Source organism: Pseudomonas sp. Pseu.R1 (assembly GCF_045764065.1).
Taxonomy (GTDB): domain Bacteria; phylum Pseudomonadota; class Gammaproteobacteria; order Pseudomonadales; family Pseudomonadaceae; genus Aquipseudomonas.
Genome location: NZ_JBJGEE020000001.1, coordinates 4,716,079 through 4,735,047 on the forward strand (window position 1 = coordinate 4,716,079; position 18,969 = coordinate 4,735,047).

Below are 18,969 nucleotides of genomic sequence, written 5' to 3' on the forward strand. Positions count from 1 at the left end.
AACGATTCAGCAAGCTATTTTCTTGCTGTAATCGGGCAAAACCGTTGGTCTACAACAAGAATCAGGCGCGTCTGCGCCGCACAGGAGAACGCGATGCTCGAACTGACCGTTGAGCAAATTTCCATGGGCCAGTCGGCTGTGGATAAACCCGCCGCATTGCAATTGCTCGCTGATCGTCTGGTAGCCGACGGCCTGGTCGCGCCGGGTTATCTGCATGGCCTGCAATCCCGCGAACAGCAGGGCTCGACCTTTCTGGGGCAAGGCATCGCGATTCCCCATGGCACGCCACAGACGCGCGACCAGGTGCATGCCACAGGCGTGCGCCTGATGCAGTTTCCACAGGGTGTTGATTGGGGCGACGGGCAGATTGTTTATCTGGCCATCGGCATTGCCGCCAAATCCGACGAACACTTGCGTCTGCTGCAACTGCTGACCCGCGCCCTCGGTGAGACCGATCTGGGCGAAGCGCTGCGTCAGGCGAAAAGTCCCGAGTCATTGCTCAAACTGCTGCAAGGCGCGCCGCAGGAGTTGGCGCTGGACGCACAGATGATCAGCCTCGGCGCGTCGGTGGATGACTTCGAAGAACTGGTTTGGCGCGGCGCGCGTCTGCTGCGTCGCGCCGAATGCGTGAGCAACGGATTCGCGGCGGTATTGCAGCAGGTGGACGCCCTGCCGTTGGGCGAAGGCTTGTGGTGGCTGCACAGCGAGCAAATGGTCAACAAACCGGGCCTTGCGTTCGTTACCCCCGACAAACCGATGCGTCATTTGGGGCAGCCACTGAACGGGCTGTTTTGCCTCGCCAGTCTGGGCGAATCCCATCAGGCGTTGCTCGAACGTTTGTGCGCGTTGCTCATCGAAGGTCGCGGCCACGAGCTGGGCCAGGCCACCAGCAGCCGCGCGGTGCTTCAGGCGTTGGGCGGTGACGTGCCACCGGACTGGCCGAGCGAACGTATCGCGCTGGCCAACGCCCACGGTTTGCACGCGCGCCCGGCGAAAATTCTCGCGCAACTGGCCAAGAACTTTGAAGGCGATGTGCGCGTGCGCGTGCTCGACAGCACTGAAAATCCGGTGTCGGCCAAGAGCCTGAGTAAATTGTTGAGCCTGGGCGTGCGTCGCGGACAGGTGCTGGAGTTTATCGCCGAGCCTTCGATTGCCAACGATGCGTTGCCAGCGTTGATTGCCGCGGTGCGTGAAGGCTTGGGCGAAGACATTGAGCCATTGCCCACGGAACACGCACCATCGCCTATCGCTGCTATGGTGGAAAAAGCCCTGAGCGCGCCGATCGCCGGGGCACAGGTTCACGCTGTGCCTGCTTCGCCGGGCATCGCCACGGGGCCGGCCCACGTTCATGTCTTGCCGGTGATCGAGTACCCGTTGCGTGGCGAATCCCACCGGGCAGAGCGCGAACGTCTGCATGGCGCGCTGGTGCAGGTGCGCGAGGACATTGGCCGGTTGATTCAGCGAAGCACCGCCAAAGCGATTCGCGAGATTTTCGTCACCCACCAGGAAATGCTCGACGACCCCGAGTTGGTCGATGAAGTCTCGCAGCGCCTCAAAGACGGGGAAAGTGCAGCGGCCGCTTGGGCCCATGTGGTCGAAGCGGCGGCGAAACAGCAGGAACAACTCAATGACCCGCTGTTGGCTGAGCGTGCCGCTGACCTGCGTGATGTCGGTCGTCGAGTGCTGGCGCAAATTTGCGGTGTCGAGGATCTGGTCGAACCGGAAGAACCTTACATTCTGGTGATGGATGAAGTCGGCCCCTCGGACGTGGCGCGCCTTGATCCCGCCCGCGTTGCCGGGATTCTCACCGCCCGTGGCGGCGCTACGGCCCACAGCGCCATCGTCGCCCGTGCGTTGGGCATTCCAGCGCTGGTGGGGGCGGGCGATGCGGTGCTGTTGATCAAATCCGGGACCGTGTTGTTGATCGACGGCCAGCGCGGGCGTCTGGATGTCGCGCCTGATGAGCAGACGTTGCAACGCGCGTTGCTTGACCGCGACACGCGCGAACTGCGCCTGAAAGCAGCGGCGGCCCTGCGCATGGAGCCGGCGATCACCCAGGACGGCCATGCCGTCGAGGTATTCGCCAATATCGGCGACAGCACCGGCACGTCTGGCGCTGTGGAACAGGGCGCTGAAGGCATTGGCCTGTTGCGCACCGAATTGCTGTTCATGGCCCACAGTTCCGCGCCCGATGAGGCCACGCAAGAAGCCGAGTACCGCCGCGTGATGGACGACCTCAAGGGCCGTCCACTGGTGGTGCGCACTCTCGATGTGGGGGGCGATAAACCGCTGCCTTACTGGCCCATCGACCAAGAAGAAAACCCCTTCCTCGGCGTGCGCGGCATTCGTCTGACCCTGCAACGTCCGGACGTCATGGAAAGTCAGTTGCGCGCCTTGTTGCGCGCCGCCGATGGCCGCCCGTTGCGCATCATGTTCCCCATGGTCGGCACGGTTGAAGAATGGCGTCAGGCGCGGGACATGACCGCGCGCCTGTTTCAGGAAATCCCGGTTGCGGATCTGCAACTGGGGATCATGATCGAAGTGCCCTCAGCCGCGTTGTTGGCGCCAGTGTTGGCCAAAGAGGTCGATTTTTTCAGCGTCGGGACCAACGACCTGACGCAATACACCTTGGCCATCGACCGTGGTCACCCGACGTTGTCTGTCCAGGCCGATGGCCTGCATCCCGCTGTGTTGCAACTGATCGACATCACTGTGCGTGCGGCCCATGCCCACGGCAAGTGGGTCGGTGTGTGTGGTGAGTTGGCCGCAGACCCGCAGGCGGTGCCGGTACTGGTCGGTTTGGGTGTGGATGAATTGAGTGTCGCGGCGCGCAGCATTGGCGAGGTCAAAGCCTGCGTTCGCGAGTTGAATCTGACCGGTGCCCGGCAGTTGGCGCAAAACGCGCTGGCGGTGGGTACTGCTGCTGAAGTACGTGGCCTCGTGGAGGGGCTGTGTGTGGAGAAGCTGTGATGGCAAAAATTCTGACATTGACCATGAACCCGGCGCTGGACCTGACCGTCCAGTTGGGGCCTTTGCAGGTCGGCCAGGTCAACCGCAGCGAATGCATGCTCAGCCACGCGGCGGGCAAGGGCCTCAACGTGGCGCAAGTGTTGGCGGATCTCGGCCATGAACTGACCGTTGCTGGATTTCTGGGTGTCGACAATCAGCAGCCCTTTGAAGCGCTGTTCGAGAAGCGTGGTTTCGTTGACGAATTCGTCCGCGTAGCCGGGGAGACGCGCAGCAATATCAAACTGGCGGAAAGCAGCGGCCGGATCACCGATTTGAACGGCCCCGGTCCTGAAGTCAGCGCGCAGGCGCAGCAGGCCTTGGCGGCGCGGGTCGAGCAGATTGCGGGCGACTTCGACGCTGTGGTGGTGGCGGGCAGTTTGCCTCGGGGCGTTGATCCACAGTGGCTGAAAACGCTACTGCTCATGCTCACCGAAAAGGGATTGAAGGTCGCACTGGACAGCAGCGGCGCAGCCTTGCGCGCCGGGCTTGAAGCCTCGCCATGGCTGATCAAACCCAACACTGAAGAGCTGGCGGATGCGCTGGACGCGCCGATCATTTCCATCGCCGCTCAAGCCGAGGCCGCGAAGGCTCTGCATCAGCGAGGCATCGAACATGTGGTGATTTCCCAAGGCTCTGAGGGCGTGCACTGGTTCAGCCCTGACGTGGCGTTGCAGGCGTTGCCGCCGAAGGTCACGGTCGCGAGCACGGTGGGGGCGGGGGACTCGCTGTTGGCGGGTATGGTTCATGGGCTGCTCAGTGGCCAAAAACCTGAGCAGGTGCTACGCACTGCCACGGCGATTGCGGCGATGGCCGTGACCCAGATCGGCTTTGGCATCAACGACGCGACGCAGCTCAAACGGCTGGAAAGCGGCGTCAATGTACGCGCCATGACCGAACGCTCCAGGATCGAAGAATAAGAGAGGAAGTGTGATGAAGTTAGCCATTGTCACGGCTTGCCCGAACGGCAAGATCAGCAGTGTCCTCAGCGCTCGCCTGCTGGAGGCGGCGGCGCAGCGTCGCGGCTGGAGCACCTGCGTTGAAGTGCACGATCCGCGTCATCCTGAAACACAACTGTCTGCCGCTGACATTGAGAGCGCCGACTGGGTGCTGGTGGTCAACACCGGGCCGCTGGACCTGAGCCGTTTTGCGGGTAAGCGCGTGCACCAATCCACGCCGTCGCAAGCGTTGCAGGACATCGACACGTTCATGCATTCGGCCCATGAACTGGCGAAAGTTCATGTCGTCAGCGAGAAGGCGGGCGCGCCTGTTGCCGATAAAACGCCGCGTCTGGTGGCGGTCACCGCCTGCCCAACCGGGGTCGCGCATACCTTCATGGCCGCCGAAGCCATTCAGCAGGCCGCGAAGAAGCTCGGCTACGACCTGCAAGTGGAAACCCAAGGCTCGGTGGGCGCACGCAACCCGCTCACCGCCCAGGCAATTGCCGACGCTGACGTAGTGTTGCTCGCCGCTGACATCGAAGTCGCCACCGAGCGTTTTGCCGGTAAGCGCATCTATCGCTGCGGCACCGGTATCGCACTGAAACAATCCGAAGCCACGCTGAAAAAGGCGCTGGCGGAAGGTGAAATCGAATCTTCTGCAACAACCTCGAAAGCTCCGGCGAAGAAAGAGAAAACCGGCGTTTACAAACACCTGCTCACCGGCGTGTCGTTCATGCTGCCGATGGTGGTGGCGGGCGGTCTGCTGATTGCCCTGTCGTTTGTGTTCGGCATCACCGCGTTCAAGGAGCAGGGCACGCTGGCGGCGGCGTTGATGCAGATCGGTGGCGATGCTGCGTTCAAGTTGATGGTGCCTTTACTGGCGGGTTACATCGCCTATTCCATCGCCGACCGTCCGGGGCTTGCGCCCGGCATGATCGGCGGGCTGTTGGCGAGTACGTTGGGGGCCGGTTTCATCGGCGGCATCGTCGCAGGCTTTCTGGCGGGTTACAGCGCGGCAGCGATCAATCGTTACGCGAAGCTGCCTACCAGTGTCGAAGCGCTGAAGCCGATTCTGATCATCCCGCTGCTGGCGAGTCTGTTCACCGGCCTTGTGATGATCTACGTGGTCGGTAAGCCGGTGGCCGGCATGCTCGAAGGGCTGACCCATTTCCTCGACAGCATGGGCACCACCAACGCGATTCTGTTGGGCGTGTTACTCGGCGCGATGATGTGCGTCGACCTCGGCGGGCCGATCAACAAAGCGTCTTATGCATTTTCGGTCGGGCTGTTGGCGTCGCAAAGTTATGCGCCGATGGCCGCTGCGATGGCAGCGGGTATGGTGCCGCCGATTGGCATGGGTATCGCTGCGCTGATCGCTCGTCGCAAGTTTGCACAGAGCGAGCGCGAGGCGGGGAAAGCGGCCTTCGTACTGGGCCTGTGCTTCATTTCGGAAGGCGCGATTCCATTCGCCGCCAAAGACCCGCTGCGGGTGATTCCGGCGAGCATCGTCGGTGGTGCACTGACCGGTGCGCTGTCGATGTTCTTCGGCTGCAAACTGATGGCGCCCCATGGCGGGCTGTTCGTGCTGCTGATCCCGAATGCCATGAACCATGCGTTGCTGTATTTGCTGGCGATTGTTGCGGGCAGTGTGGTGACGGGGGTTGTTTATGCGGTGCTGAAACGGCCTGAGGTCGTTGAGCTGGATGCGGTGCCTGCGGGGGCTTGATTCAATAGCGCCGATCACCGCTGTAGGAGTGAGCTTGCTCGCGATGGCGTCGTGTCAGACAAGTTGATGTTGAATGACACAACGCCATCGCGAGCAAGCTCACTCCTACAGGTTCCGTGTGTCCTGTCACATTCACCCAACATTGCATTGCTAGGTTCCTCTCTTCGCCATTCGCCTAAGAGGAACAAAAATGACTCAGTTTGACCCGACTCGCCGTCGCATCATTCAAGCCGCTGGCGCAGGCCTGCTCCTGCCGGGCCTGGCGCCTGCGGTCATTGCTTCGGTCAAGGATCGTCCGAAGATGACCGATGGCGTACAGTCCGGCGACCTGCTGGGCGACTGCGCCATGGTCTGGAGCCGCAGTGATCGTCCCTCGCGCATGGTCGTGGAATGGGACACCCGCAGCATGTTCACCAACCCGCGTCGAGCCGTTTCTCTGCTGGCCGATCAACGCACCGACTTCACCGCTCGCGTCGAACTGACCGGCCTGCCCACCGACCAAGCCATTTTCTATCGGGTGTTCTTCGAAGACGCCCAGACCGGTGTTGCCAGCGAACCCTGGTTCGGCCATCTGCGCAGCGTGCCGCAAACCCGCCGTGACATTCGCTTCGTGTGGAGCGGCGACACCGTGGGCCAAGGCTTCGGCATCAACCCGGATATCGGCGGCATGCGCATCTATGAAGCCATGCGCCTGCGCTTGCCGGACTTCTTCATCCACAGCGGCGACACTATTTACGCCGACGGTCCGGTGCCTGACGAAGTGGTCACCGAAGGCGGGCGCATCTGGCGCAACCTCACCACCGAAGCCAAGAGCAAAGTCGCCGAAACCCTCGACGAATATCGCGGCGCCTATCGCTACAACCTGATGGACGAAAACCTGCGCCGCTTCAACGCCGAGGTGCCGCAGATCTGGCAATGGGACGACCACGAAGTGACCAACAACTGGTCGCCGAGCAAGCAGCTCGATGATCGCTACAAGGTCAAGGACATCCAGTTGCTTACCGCACGGGGCCGTCAGGCATTTCTGGAATACGCACCGATGCGTCTGCAGAACGCCGACAACGGCGGGCGGGTGTATCGCAAACTCAGTTACGGGCCGATGCTCGACGTGTTCGTGCTCGACATGCGCAGTTATCGCGACGGCAACGACGCCAACCTCGCTGACAAACCGGGGCCAACCACCGCGTTTCTCGGGCGTGAACAGTTGGATTGGCTCAAGCGCGAGTTGCAGGCGTCAAACGCGCAGTGGAAGGTCATTGCAGCGGACATGCCGATCAGCCTGGGTGTACCGGATGGTGAGATCAGCCCTGGCGTGATGCGCTGGGAGGCGATCGCCAACACCGACAACGGTGCGCCGAAAGGGCGTGAGCTGGAGGTGGCGGAGTTATTGGCGTTCATGCGCCAGCAGAAGATCCGCGACACCGTGTGGTTGACGGCCGACGTGCACTACTGCGCGGCCCATCACTATCACCCGGATCAGGCGGTGTTTCAGGATTTCGACCCCTTCTGGGAGTTCGTCGCCGGACCTTTGAACGCGGGCAGTTTCGGCCCCAACACGCTGGACAAGACCTTTGGTCCGGAGTTGGTGTTCCAGAAAGCCCCGCCTGCGCAGAACACCTCGCCCTTTGCCGGGTTTCAGTTCTTTGGTGAAGTGAACATCGAAGGGCAGAGCGGTGAGTTGACCGTGACGCTGCGGGATCTGGATGGGGTGTCGGTGTTTGAGAAGAAGTTGCAACCGGCGATTTCTGCCTGATATCAATTCCCTGTTGAAATGCAATTCTCTGTGGGCCGGCTAGCTGGCGAATGCGTTGTGTCAGCCACATTGTTGTCACTGATCCATCGCATTCGCCAGCAAGCCGGCTCCCACAGCTATGTGTTTTCAAAAATTGATAAGTTGTACGACCACCACGCAATTCCCGATAACACTTCACCCGCCACTGGCCTATCATTAGCCTCCTAACGACGGCTCAGGGTTGGGTGTGCATGCTGGCAATATTTTGGGAAACCCTGAACATCACGGCACCTGTGTTCGCCATGTTGTTTCTGGGCGTGGTGCTCAAACGCGTTGGCTGGATCAACGACAGCTTCATCCATACCGCTTCCTCGCTGGTGTTCAACTGCACAATGCCCGCGCTGCTGTTCCTGGGCATCATCCACGCCGACCTGCACGCGGCGTTGCAGCCGGGCGTTTTGATCTACTTCATCGTCGCCACGCTGGTGGGCTTTGCGCTGGTCTGGGGCTGGGCGATCTATCGCGTGCCTTACGTTGAGCGGGGCATATACGTGCAAGGCGCGTTTCGCGGTAACAACGGTGTGATTGGCCTCGCACTGGCCGCGAGCATGTATGGCGATTACGGCATTTCCCTCGGCGCGATCCTCGCCGCGCTGGTGATTCTGTTCTACAACACGCTGTCCACTGTGGTGCTGGCGGTGTACAGCCCGGTAATCAAGTCCGACCCGTGGAGCATCTGCAAAAGCGTGGTGGCCAACCCGCTGATCATCAGTATCGTGGCCGCGACGCCGTTCGCGTATTGGCAAATCCCGCTGCCGAAATGGCTCGACACCTCCGGCAGCTATCTGGCGCAGATGACGTTGCCGCTGGCCTTGATGTGTATCGGTGGCACGCTGTCGCTCAAGTCGTTGCGCGAAAGCGGCGCACTGGCCATCAGCGCGAGCATGATGAAGATGGTCTGGCTGCCGTTGATCTGCACCGTGGGCGCGTGGTTGCTGGGCTTTCGCCATGCGGAACTGGGAATTCTGTTTTTGTACTTCGGCGCACCGACCGCATCAGCCAGTTTCGTCATGGCGCGGGCGGCGGAGGGTAATCATGAACTGGCGGCGTCGATCATCGTCATGACCACATTGGCGGCGGCAGTGACCACCAATATCGGGATATTCATCTTGCAGTGGGGTGGCTGGATTTAATCGTCGAAACGGACACGGCATCTAATCGTGAACTCAAACCTGTGGGAGACGGCCGGGCGGCGCTCCCACAGGTTTAGTGTTGTCGCCGCCATGCGCGAACGGTGCCGATTAACACCGCCATCCCCAACACCGGCAACGCGTAATGAATCATCAACCGCTCCAGCCGCCCAGCCAGCGGCATGCCAGTGGTGAATGAGACGATGTGCAGCGCGTACACCGCGTACAGCCCCAGCAGTAGCAAGCCTTCCAGCCGGGTAATCCGATAACCCGAATAAAACAGCGGCAGACACAGCAGTGCGACGCCGAGCATCACCGGCAGGTCGAAATCCAGCGCGTTGGGGGAAATTGACAGTGGTCCCGAAGCGATCAGCGAAGTGATGCCCAGCACCCCAAGCAGGTTGAACAGGTTGCTGCCGATGATGTTGCCCACCGCGATGTCGCGCTCGCCACGCAGGGCGGCGATCAGTGAGGTCATCAAGGCAGGAAGGGAGGTGGCGACGGCGATGACGGTCAGACCGATGACCCGTTCCGACAGCCCCAGATCCTGCGCCACGATCACGGCCGCACCCACCAACAGATGGCTGCCCAGAATCAGCAACGCCAGCCCGCAGCTCATCTGGATCAAGCGCCCGGTGATGGGCCAGACCTTGCGACGGGGTAGTTCTTCCGGGGCGCTGACATGCCGCGCACCGTGGGCGAACTGGCGGATGACCACGGCCAGGTAGACCGCCATGCCGATCAGCAGAATCACGCCGTCGAACGTGCTTAGCACGCCATTCCACGCCAGGCCCGCTACCAGCGCGGTAGCGCCGATCATCAGCGGCAGATCAACACGCACCAGTTGCCGCGCCACGCGCAGCGGGATGATCAGCGCCGACAGGCCGAGGGTCACCAGGATATTGAAGATGTTGCTGCCAATGACGCTGCCCACGGCGATGTCAGTGCTGTCGGTCAGTGCGGCTTGCAGGCCGACAGCCATCTGTGGCGCGCTGCTGCCGAGGGCGACGACGGTCAGACCGAGAAACAGCGGACGGGTTTTCAGCAGGGCAGCCAGAACCACAGCGGCACGGACCGAGAATTCGGCGCCGATGATCATCATGATGAGGCCACAGACCAGTTCGATCAGTGTGGGCAGTGGCAGAGTCGAGAGGGCGAGAATTCAGGGCACCTTACAGTTCATTCTGAGTCAGTCGTCGAGGGCTTGAACCCTGACTTGGGCCGTTCCGCTGCGCAGCATACCCAATTGCTCGGCGGCTGAGCGGGAAACGTCGATGATCCGGCCACGGGTGTGCGGGCCACGATCGTTGATGCGGACGATGACCTTGCGGTCGTTGTCCAGGTTGGTGACTTGCACGCGGGTGCCGAAGGGTAGCTGGCGATGCGCGGCGGTCAGGGAGTTCTGGTCGAAGCGTTCACCGCTGGCGGTGCGCTTGCCTTGGTGTTTTGAGCCGTAGTACGAGGCGCCGCCGGTGGCGTCGTAGCCGTGTGGATCGATGATGCCTTCACTGGCACAACCGGCCAGCAGGGAGAGCAGGGCGCAAGCGCCTAGGAGCCGCCACATGGATTTACAATCCTCTTCCTGATCGTTCCCACGCTCTGCGTGGGGAATGCAGCCCGTGACGCTCCGCGTCATAAAAGGCGAACGCAGAGCGTTCGAATAGATGTTCCCACGCAGCGCGTGGGAACAATCACGAGAGCGCTGCGGCCTCAGCCTTCCAGCTTGCGCTTCAACACTTCGTTGACCTGCTGCGGGTTGGCCTTGCCTTTCGACGCCTTCATGGCTTGACCGACGAAGAAGCCGAACATCTTGCCGCGTTTGGCTTCGTCCGCCGCGCGGTACTGCTCGACCTGCTCGGCGTTGGCGGCCAGCATCTCGTCGAGGATCGACTCGATGGCGCCCGTGTCGGTCACTTGCTTGAGGCCGCGTTTCTCGATGATCTCGTCCGCGCTGCCTTCGCCGTTGGCCATGGCCTCGAACACCATCTTGGCGATCTTGCCGGAGATGGTGTTGTCGGTGATGCGTTGCAGCATGCCGCCCAGTTGCTCGGCGCTGACCGGCGATTCGTCGATTTCCACGCCTTGCTTGTTCAGCAGCGAACCCAGCTCGACCATGACCCAGTTGGCGGCCAGCTTCGCGTCACCGGCAATGCCGACCACTTTTTCGAAGTAGTCCGCCTGCTCGCGGCTGGAAGCCAGCACGCTGGCGTCGTACAGCGACAGGCCGAACTGCGACTGGAAGCGCTCGCGTTTCTGCGGTGGCAGCTCTGGCAGGCCGGCGCGGGTCTGTTCGAGGAACGAATCCTCGATGATCACCGGCAGCAGGTCAGGGTCAGGGAAGTAACGGTAGTCGTTGGCTTCTTCCTTGCTGCGCATGGCGCGGGTTTCGTTGGTGTTCGGGTCGTACAGGCGGGTCTGCTGAATGACCTTGCCACCGTCTTCGATCAGGTCGATCTGGCGCTGTATCTCGCTGTTGATCGCCTTCTCGATGAAGCGGAACGAGTTGACGTTCTTGATCTCGCAGCGGGTGCCGAATTCGACTTGGCCTTTCGGGCGTACCGACACGTTGCAGTCGCAACGCAGCGAACCTTCGGCCATGTTGCCGTCGCAGATGCCCAGATAACGGACCAGCGCGTGCATCGCTTTGACGTAGGCCACCGCTTCCTTGGCCGAACGCATGTCCGGCTCGGAAACGATTTCCAGCAACGGGGTGCCCGCGCGGTTCAGGTCGATACCGGTCATGCCACTGAAGTCTTCGTGCAGGCTCTTGCCCGCATCTTCTTCCAGGTGAGCACGGGTCACGCCGATGCGCTTGATGGTGCCGTCTTCCAGGGTGATGTCCAGGTGGCCCTTGCCGACAATCGGCAGTTCCATCTGGCTGATCTGATAGCCCTTCGGCAGATCCGGGTAGAAGTAGTTCTTGCGCGCGAACACGTTGTGCTGGCCGATTTCGGCGTCGATGGCCAGGCCGAACTTGACCGCCATCTGCACGGCTTCCTTGTTCAGCACCGGCAGGGTGCCGGGCATGCCCAAGTCAACCAGGCTGGCCTGAGTGTTCGGTTCGGAGCCGAACGTGGTGGCACTACCGGAGAAAATCTTCGATTGGGTGGTGAGCTGGGTGTGAATCTCCAGCCCGATGACGACTTCCCATTGCATGTGTTTTCTCCTTAGAAGCCTTCAGGCGAACGAGTGTGCCAATCGGTCACCAATTGATATTGGTGAGCGACGTTCAGCAGGCGGCCTTCCTGGAAGTACGGCGCGAGCAGTTGCACACCGACCGGCAAGCCGTCGGCGAAACCGGCTGGCATCGACAGGCCCGGCAGGCCCGCGAGGTTGGCGGTGATGGTGTAGAAGTCTTCCAGGTACTCAGCGATCGGATCGGCGTTCTTGGCGCCGATTTTCCAGGCCGGGTTTGGCGTGGTCGGGCCGAGGATCACGTCGACGTCCTTGAACGCGTTCATGAAGTCGTTCTTGATCAGGCGGCGGATCTTCTGTGCTTGCAGGTAATAGGCGTCGTAGTAGCCCGCGGACAGCGCGTAGGCACCGACCATGATCCGGCGCTGCACTTCCGGGCCGAAGCCTTCGCCACGGGAGCGCTTGTACAGGTCGGTCAGGTCTTTCGGGTCTTCGCAGCGATAGCCGAAACGCACGCCGTCGAAACGCGAGAGGTTCGAAGAGGCTTCTGCCGGGGCGATCACATAATAAGCAGGGATCGCGTGTTGCAGGTTCGGCAGGCTGACGTCCTTGACCACGGCGCCGAGCTTTTTCAGCTCTTCGACGCAGGCCATGACCAGATCGGCGATGCGTGGGTCCAGACCGGCGCTGAAGTATTCCTTCGGCACACCAATGCGCAGGCCTTGCAGCGAGCCGTTCAGGCTGGCGCTGTAATCCGGCACCGGCTCGTCGATGCTGGTGGAGTCATTGATGTCGAAACCGGCCATGCCTTGCAGCAGCAGCGCGCAGTCTTCGGCGGTGCGGGCCATGGGGCCTGCCTGATCGAGACTCGACGCGTAGGCGATCATGCCCCAGCGCGATACGCGACCGTAGGTCGGTTTCAGACCGGTCAGGTTGGTCAACGCCGCAGGCTGGCGAATCGAACCGCCCGTGTCAGTGCCAGTCGCGGCAGGCAGCAGACGTGCGGCAACAGCGGCGGCCGAGCCACCGGACGAACCGCCCGGTACGTGTTCCAGGTTCCACGGGTTCTTCACCGCGCCGTAATGGCTGGATTCGTTGGCCGAACCCATGGCGAATTCGTCCATGTTGGTCTTGCCCAGGGTCACGGTGCCCGCAGCGGCCAGTTTGGCAACGACGGTGGCGTCGTAAGGGGCCTTGAAGTTGTCGAGCATCTTCGACGCGCAGCTGGTGCGGATGCCTTGGGTGCAGAACAGGTCCTTGTGCGCCAGCGGGGCGCCCAGCAGCGCGCCGTTCTCGCCAGCGGCACGACGGGCGTCAGCGGCCTGGGCCTGAGTGATGGCCAGGTCTTCGGTGACGGAAATGAAGCTGTTGAGCTGAGGGTCAACCTGGGCGATGCGCGCCAACAGCGAACGGGTCAGTTCTTCAGAGGAAAACTTTTTGTCGGCCAGACCGCGAGCGATCTCAGCCAGAGTCATTTGATGCATTGCAGGCTCATTCCCTTAGTCGATGACTTTCGGAACCAGATAAAGGCCGTCTTCGACCGCTGGTGCGATGGCTTGGTAGGAATCGCGATGATTGGTTTCGCTGACCACGTCTTCACGCAGGCGTTGCGACGCTTCAAGCGGGTGCGCGAGCGGTTCGATACCGGTGGTGTCAACGGCTTGCATCTGGTCGACCAGCCCGAGAATGCTGTTCAGTGCTTCGGTGGTACGCGGGATATCGGCGTCATTGAGGCCCAGACGGGCCAGATGCGCGATTTTTTCCACGTCGGAGCGATCAAGCGCCATGGGGTTCTCCAGTGGAATGCATACGGTGTCGACCGTACGTCAGATTACGGAACACTCCCCAAGATTGACGGTCGAAGGGCCGCGATCGTCGAGGGTAGTGCTCGGAAAAACCGCCAATTTAACATATTGGCTCCTTGCCCAAAATCCCTGTCGTTGTTAGAGTTTGCCGCACTTTTTTACCCACGCGTTCCCTAGGGTCCTTTTCCCATGTTCAAGAAACTGCGTGGCATGTTTTCCAGCGATCTTTCCATCGACCTGGGCACTGCCAACACCCTTATTTACGTGCGTGAGCGCGGTATTGTCCTGAACGAGCCATCGGTTGTGGCCATTCGGACCCACGGAAATCAGAAGAGCGTCGTTGCTGTCGGGATGGAAGCCAAGCGCATGCTGGGCCGTACTCCGGGCAACATCGCTGCCATTCGTCCGATGAAAGACGGCGTGATCGCCGATTTCAGCGTGTGCGAAAAGATGCTCCAGTACTTCATCAACAAAGTGCATGAAAACAGCTTTCTGCAGCCTAGCCCTCGCGTGCTGATCTGCGTTCCGTGCAAATCCACTCAGGTTGAGCGCCGCGCCATTCGCGAGTCGGCCCTGGGCGCTGGTGCACGTGAAGTGTTCCTGATCGAAGAGCCAATGGCCGCTGCCATCGGTGCAGGCCTGCCGGTCGAAGAAGCCCGTGGTTCGATGGTCGTCGATATCGGTGGTGGTACCACTGAAATCGCTCTGATCTCCCTCAATGGCGTGGTTTACGCTGAATCCGTTCGCGTGGGTGGCGACCGTTTCGACGAAGCGATCATCACCTACGTGCGCCGTAACTACGGCAGCCTGATCGGTGAGTCCACCGCGGAGCGCATCAAGCAGGAAATCGGCACCGCCTATCCAGGTGGCGAAGTACGTGAAGTCGACGTACGCGGTCGTAACCTGGCAGAAGGCGTGCCACGTGCCTTCACCCTGAACTCCAACGAAGTGCTGGAAGCGTTGCAGGAATCCCTGGCAACCATCGTTCAGGCGGTCAAGAGCGCACTGGAGCAATCGCCTCCTGAGCTGGCTTCGGACATCGCCGAGCGTGGTCTGGTTCTGACCGGTGGTGGCGCATTGCTGCGTGACCTGGATAAGTTGCTGGCACAGGAAACCGGCCTGCCAGTGATCGTCGCCGAAGACCCGCTGACCTGCGTCGCTCGCGGCGGTGGCCGTGCGCTGGAAATGATGGACAAGCACACCATGGACCTGCTCTCCAGCGAATAAGTCGCCGGAAGTACCCTGTTGAGCTGGACGGGCGGCATCTGACGGTGCTGCCTGTTCGTGTCTGACCTGTTGACGTCGCCTCGCGATGTTGCAAGGCTTGCACACCTTATTTCCGTCAATCCGCACCAGGCCTTTCATGTCCCATGAATAAGCACAGCCAAACACAAGCATCCCTGGAAGGAGCGGCCCATTAAACCGCTTTTCTCAAAGGGCCCGTCGCTGGGCGTTCGTCTGTTGGTGCTGGTCGTCCTGTCTGTGGCCGTCATGGTCGTGGACGCGCGTTTCACCCTGCTCAAGCCTGTCCGTAGCCAGATGTCGCTGGTGCTGATGCAGTCTTACTGGATTGCCGATCTGCCCGAGCGTTTGTATCAAGGCGTTGCCAGCCAGTTTGGCAGCCGCACGGAACTGGCCGCCGAGAACGAAAAACTCAAGACCGAAAACCTGCTGCTCCAGGGCCGCCTACAAAAGCTGGCTGCGCTGACCGAGCAGAACGTGCGTCTGCGTGAGTTGCTGAACTCGTCGGCACTGGTCAACGAGAAAGTCGAAGTCGCCGAGCTGATCGGCATGGACCCCAATCCGTTCACCCATCGCATCATCATCAACAAGGGTGAGCGCGACGGTGTGGTGCTGGGCCAGCCGGTGCTCGATGCCCGCGGTCTGATGGGGCAGGTGGTCGAGTTGATGCCGTACACCTCCCGCGTGCTGCTGCTGACCGACTCCACCCACAGCATTCCGGTGCAAGTGAACCGCAACGGCCTGCGCGCGATTGCCAGCGGCACCGGTAACCCGGAGCGGCTGGAACTGCGCCATGTGGCGGACACTGCCGACATCAAGGAAGGCGATCTGCTGGTGAGTTCCGGCCTGGGGCAGCGCTTCCCGGCAGGCTACCCGGTGGCGACGGTCAAGGAAGTGATTCACGATTCCGGCCAGCCTTTTGCGATCGTTCGCGCTGTGCCAACCGCTGCTCTCAACCGCAGCCGTTACCTGCTGCTGGTGTTCTCTGATGGTCGCTCGCCGGAAGAGCGCGCTGCCGATGCCGCGCAGCAGCAGGAATCGCTGGACCGTCAGTCGGCTGATCCCTCGGCCGTTCCGTCTGCCACCGCACCGGGCGTAGCGCCCACTGCGACGCCGAACAAGCCAGTCGTTCCGGCCACCGTGCCGAAACCGGCAGCCACTGCCCACGGCACCTCGACAACGCCTGCCGCCTCGCCCGCGACTGCTCCTGCTGCCGCCGCGCCTGCGAAACCTGCCGCGAGCAAACCGCCCGCCCACCAGCCCGCCAAGCCCGCGGCGTCAAAACCGCCCACGCCGACGACGCCTGTGACAACGCATGAGAGGGAAGAGTAATGGCCCGTCACGCACCTCCTCGTAATGGCTGGGTGGTCTGGCTGACCTTCGCCATCGGCCTGTTGCTCAGTGTTTCGCCGTTGCCGCAATTCATGGAAATCTTCCGTCCGCTCTGGCTGGCGCTTTTGCTGGCGTTCTGGGCGCTGGCGTTGCCGCACAAGATCGGCATGGTCACCGCCTGGATGCTGGGGTTGGCCGAGGACGTTTTGTATGGAACATTGCTGGGGCAGAACGCTCTGATTTTGACGTTGATCACCTTCCTGGTGCTGTCGCTTCAACAGCGTCTGCGTATGTTCCCGATGTGGCAGCAATGCCTGGTGATTCTGGTGATCTTCGGCCTGGCGCAGTTGGTCCAGTTGTGGCTCAGCGCCCTGACCGGTAATCGCCAGCCGACGCTTGCGCTTGTTTTGCCAGCACTGGTCAGCGCTTTGCTTTGGCCGTGGGTGAGTTATGGCCTGCGCGGGTTGCGGTTGCGGTTGAAGATCAACTGAAATAGCAGGTTGCGGGCAGGACCTGTGGGAGCGAATTCATTCGCGATGCGGTTTGTCCGGCGACACATCTCTACCGGCTTTACCGGCGTCTCGCGAATGAATTCGCTCCCACAGGATTGGCGCTGCCCAGGTTGAAGACCACTGACACGGAGACGTCCCATGCCCCAACTTCTGCTCGCCTCCGGCTCCCCGCGCCGTCGTGAATTGCTGACTCAGATCGGAGTGCCCTTCACGACGCTCATTGCCGACATCGACGAGACCGCGCTCAAAGACGAATCCCCGACCGCTTACGTCGAGCGTCTGGCTCGCGGCAAGGCCGATGCCGGTCTGCTGCAACTGGCCAATGATCCCGCTTATCCCACCGCTTGCGTACTGGGCGCCGACACCGCCGTCGTTCTCGATGGCCGTATTCTCGGCAAGCCCGCCGACGAGGCCGAAGCCCTCGCCACCCTCGCGGCACTGTCCAATCGCGAACACGAAGTCCTGACCGCCATCGCCGTGGTCGACGAGCAGCACTGTGAAATCCGCGTGGTCAGTAGCCGCGTGCGCTTTCGTGCAATTTCTCCCGAAGAGGCGAAGGCCTACTGGGCCAGTGGCGAGCCTCGCGACAAAGCAGGCAGCTATGGCATCCAAGGGCTGGGCGCAGTGTTCGTGGAACACCTCAGTGGCAGCTATTCCGCAGTCGTTGGCCTGCCCTTGTGCGAAACCGCAGAAATTCTCCAGCGTTTTGGCATACCCTGCTGGCAATGCCTGGAAGGTGAAAAGCCATGAGTGAAGAAATCCTGATCAACATCACGCCGATGGAGTCGCGCGTGGCCGTTGTCGAAAACGGTGTGTTGCAAGAGGTCCACGTCGAACGGACCCAGCGTCGCGGGATCGTCGGCAATATCTACAAAGGCAAGGTCGTGCGCGTATTGCCCGGCATGCAGGCGGCGTTCATCGACATTGGTCTGGATCGCGCTGCGTTCATTCACGCATCGGAAATTTCCATGCGCGAAGGCCCGGCCGTCGAGACCATCAGTTCGCTGGTCCACGAGGGCCAAAGTCTGGTGGTGCAGGTCACCAAAGACCCGATTGGCAGCAAAGGCGCGCGCCTGACTACCCAGTTGTCCATCCCTTCACGCTATCTGGTGTACATGCCGCGCACGGCGCACGTCGGCATCTCGCTGAAAATCGAGGATGAAACCGAGCGCGAGCGGCTCAAGCAGGTTGTCAGCGACTGCGTGGCCAAAGAAGGCATCAAGGAAAAGGGCGGTTTCATCCTGCGTACGGCAGCCGAAGGCGCCGGGGCCGATGAGATCATGATGGACATCCGCTACCTGCGCCGCCTATGGGACCAGATCGGCGAGCAGATCAAGACCATCAGCCCCGCAAGCGTTATTTACGAAGACCTGGGCCTGGCCTTGCGCACCCTTCGCGACCTGGTCAGCCCACGTATCGAGAAGATTCGCATCGATTCCCGGGAAACCTTCCAGAAGACCACCCAGTTCGTCGCCGAACTGATGCCTGAAATCGCGGACCGCCTTGAGCATTACCCCGGCGAGCGGCCCATTTTCGACCTGTATGGCGTCGAAGACGAAATCCAGAAGGCCCTGGAGCGCAAGGTGCCGCTCAAGTCCGGTGGCTATCTGGTGATCGACCCGGCAGAGGCGATGACCACCATCGACGTCAACACCGGGGCGTTCGTCGGTCATCGCAACCTCGAAGAAACCATCTTCAAGACCAACCTGGAAGCGGCCACCGCCATCGCGCGCCAACTGCGTCTGCGCAACATCGGCGGCATCATCATCATCGACTTCATCGATATGGAGGATGGCGAGCACCAGCGCCAGGTTCTGCGCACGCTGGAGAAGCAGCTGGAGCGTGATCACGCCAAGACCAACATCATCGGCATCACCGAATTGGGGCTGGTGCAGATGACCCGCAAGCGCACCCGCGAAAGTCTGGAACAAGTGCTGTGCGAGCCATGCATCAGTTGCCAGGGGCGTGGCAAGCTCAAGACCCCGGAAACCATCTGCTACGAGATTTTCCGGGAGATCCTGCGCGAGGCCCGAGCCTATCAGGCGCTGGGTTATCGCGTGCTGGCCAATCAGAAGGTGGTCGACCGACTGCTGGATGAAGAATCCGGTAACGTGGCAGAGTTGGAGATGTTCATCGGGCGGACCATTCGTTTTCAGGTCGAAACCATGTACTCCCAGGAACAATATGATGTTGTGCTGCTCTGATTGTGCTCGAAACGTTGCCTGAGGCGCTGCGCGGAGCACTGCGCGGCTGCTTGACCCCAGTAAACCGAGCCTGTGCAGGCTGACGGCATGGATGCCTTTCAAAGAGATTGATGCGTGGCAAATGAGCAATTCCCTGACCTGTTA

At 61.2% G+C, this 18,969-nt stretch carries 15 protein-coding genes; 10 read left to right on the top strand and 5 right to left on the bottom strand.

Annotation, left to right across the window (positions count from 1 at the left end; genetic code table 11):
- Positions 1-93: 93 nt before the first annotated feature.
- From ptsP to ACI5GA_RS21490, 5 genes are all read left to right on the top strand, one after another.
- Positions 94-2,970 (top strand): phosphoenolpyruvate--protein phosphotransferase, encoded by a 2,877-nt coding sequence (gene ptsP, locus ACI5GA_RS21470; RefSeq protein WP_421424201.1) that lies wholly within the window; start codon positions 94-96, stop codon positions 2,968-2,970.
- Positions 2,970-3,926, top strand: coding sequence for a 1-phosphofructokinase (gene pfkB, locus ACI5GA_RS21475; protein ID WP_404637172.1), 957 nt, complete (start codon positions 2,970-2,972; stop codon positions 3,924-3,926). The genes ptsP and pfkB overlap by 1 nt, the downstream gene beginning before the upstream one ends.
- Before the next feature lie 13 nt (positions 3,927-3,939).
- On the top strand, positions 3,940-5,673 hold the full coding sequence (locus tag ACI5GA_RS21480; protein ID WP_421424202.1) for a PTS fructose-like transporter subunit IIB: 1,734 nt from the start codon (positions 3,940-3,942) through the stop codon (positions 5,671-5,673).
- A 190-nt stretch (positions 5,674-5,863) separates the two neighbouring features.
- Positions 5,864-7,426 carry an alkaline phosphatase D family protein gene (locus ACI5GA_RS21485; RefSeq protein WP_421424203.1) on the top strand — a complete coding sequence of 521 codons (1,563 nt, stop codon included), beginning with the start codon at positions 5,864-5,866 and terminating at the stop codon, positions 7,424-7,426.
- A gap of 230 nt (positions 7,427-7,656) precedes the next feature.
- Positions 7,657-8,598, top strand: a complete 942-nt coding sequence (locus ACI5GA_RS21490; protein ID WP_404637176.1) for an AEC family transporter — start codon at positions 7,657-7,659, stop codon at positions 8,596-8,598.
- 73 nt (positions 8,599-8,671) lie between these two features.
- Here ACI5GA_RS21490 and ACI5GA_RS21495 read toward each other — a convergent pair whose 3' ends face one another.
- From ACI5GA_RS21495 to gatC, 5 genes are all read right to left on the bottom strand, one after another.
- Positions 8,672-9,724 (bottom strand): calcium/sodium antiporter, encoded by a 1,053-nt coding sequence (locus ACI5GA_RS21495; protein ID WP_421425505.1) that lies wholly within the window; start codon positions 9,722-9,724, stop codon positions 8,672-8,674.
- A 60-nt stretch (positions 9,725-9,784) separates the two neighbouring features.
- The gene (locus tag ACI5GA_RS21500; RefSeq protein WP_421424205.1) at positions 9,785-10,159 is read right to left on the bottom strand and encodes a septal ring lytic transglycosylase RlpA family protein; all 375 of its coding nucleotides are present in this window, start codon (positions 10,157-10,159) and stop codon (positions 9,785-9,787) included.
- Between the two features lie 146 nt (positions 10,160-10,305).
- Positions 10,306-11,751 (bottom strand): Asp-tRNA(Asn)/Glu-tRNA(Gln) amidotransferase subunit GatB, encoded by a 1,446-nt coding sequence (gene gatB, locus ACI5GA_RS21505; protein WP_421424207.1) that lies wholly within the window; start codon positions 11,749-11,751, stop codon positions 10,306-10,308.
- An 11-nt stretch (positions 11,752-11,762) separates the two neighbouring features.
- The gene (gene gatA / locus ACI5GA_RS21510; protein ID WP_421424208.1) at positions 11,763-13,214 is read right to left on the bottom strand and encodes an Asp-tRNA(Asn)/Glu-tRNA(Gln) amidotransferase subunit GatA; all 1,452 of its coding nucleotides are present in this window, start codon (positions 13,212-13,214) and stop codon (positions 11,763-11,765) included.
- Positions 13,215-13,229: 15 nt separating this feature from the next.
- Positions 13,230-13,517, bottom strand: coding sequence for an Asp-tRNA(Asn)/Glu-tRNA(Gln) amidotransferase subunit GatC (gatC, locus tag ACI5GA_RS21515; protein ID WP_404637184.1), 288 nt, complete (start codon positions 13,515-13,517; stop codon positions 13,230-13,232).
- Between the two features lie 207 nt (positions 13,518-13,724).
- Here gatC and mreB point away from each other — a divergent pair, with 207 nt between their 5' ends.
- From mreB to rng, 5 genes are all read left to right on the top strand, one after another.
- Positions 13,725-14,762 carry a rod shape-determining protein MreB gene (gene mreB / locus ACI5GA_RS21520; RefSeq protein ID WP_020292894.1) on the top strand — a complete coding sequence of 346 codons (1,038 nt, stop codon included), beginning with the start codon at positions 13,725-13,727 and terminating at the stop codon, positions 14,760-14,762.
- A 219-nt stretch (positions 14,763-14,981) separates the two neighbouring features.
- Positions 14,982-16,109 (top strand): rod shape-determining protein MreC, encoded by a 1,128-nt coding sequence (gene mreC / locus ACI5GA_RS21525; protein ID WP_404637548.1) that lies wholly within the window; start codon positions 14,982-14,984, stop codon positions 16,107-16,109.
- Positions 16,109-16,600 (top strand): rod shape-determining protein MreD, encoded by a 492-nt coding sequence (gene mreD / locus ACI5GA_RS21530; RefSeq protein ID WP_421424209.1) that lies wholly within the window; start codon positions 16,109-16,111, stop codon positions 16,598-16,600. Before mreC ends, mreD begins: the two co-directional genes overlap by 1 nt.
- Positions 16,601-16,759: 159 nt before the next feature.
- Entirely contained in the window at positions 16,760-17,371 is a 612-nt protein-coding gene (locus tag ACI5GA_RS21535; RefSeq protein ID WP_404637188.1) for a Maf family protein, read from the top strand.
- Positions 17,368-18,825 carry a ribonuclease G gene (rng, locus tag ACI5GA_RS21540; RefSeq protein WP_404637190.1) on the top strand — a complete coding sequence of 486 codons (1,458 nt, stop codon included), beginning with the start codon at positions 17,368-17,370 and terminating at the stop codon, positions 18,823-18,825. The genes ACI5GA_RS21535 and rng overlap by 4 nt, the downstream gene beginning before the upstream one ends.
- The last annotated feature ends 144 nt before the right edge of the window (positions 18,826-18,969 follow it).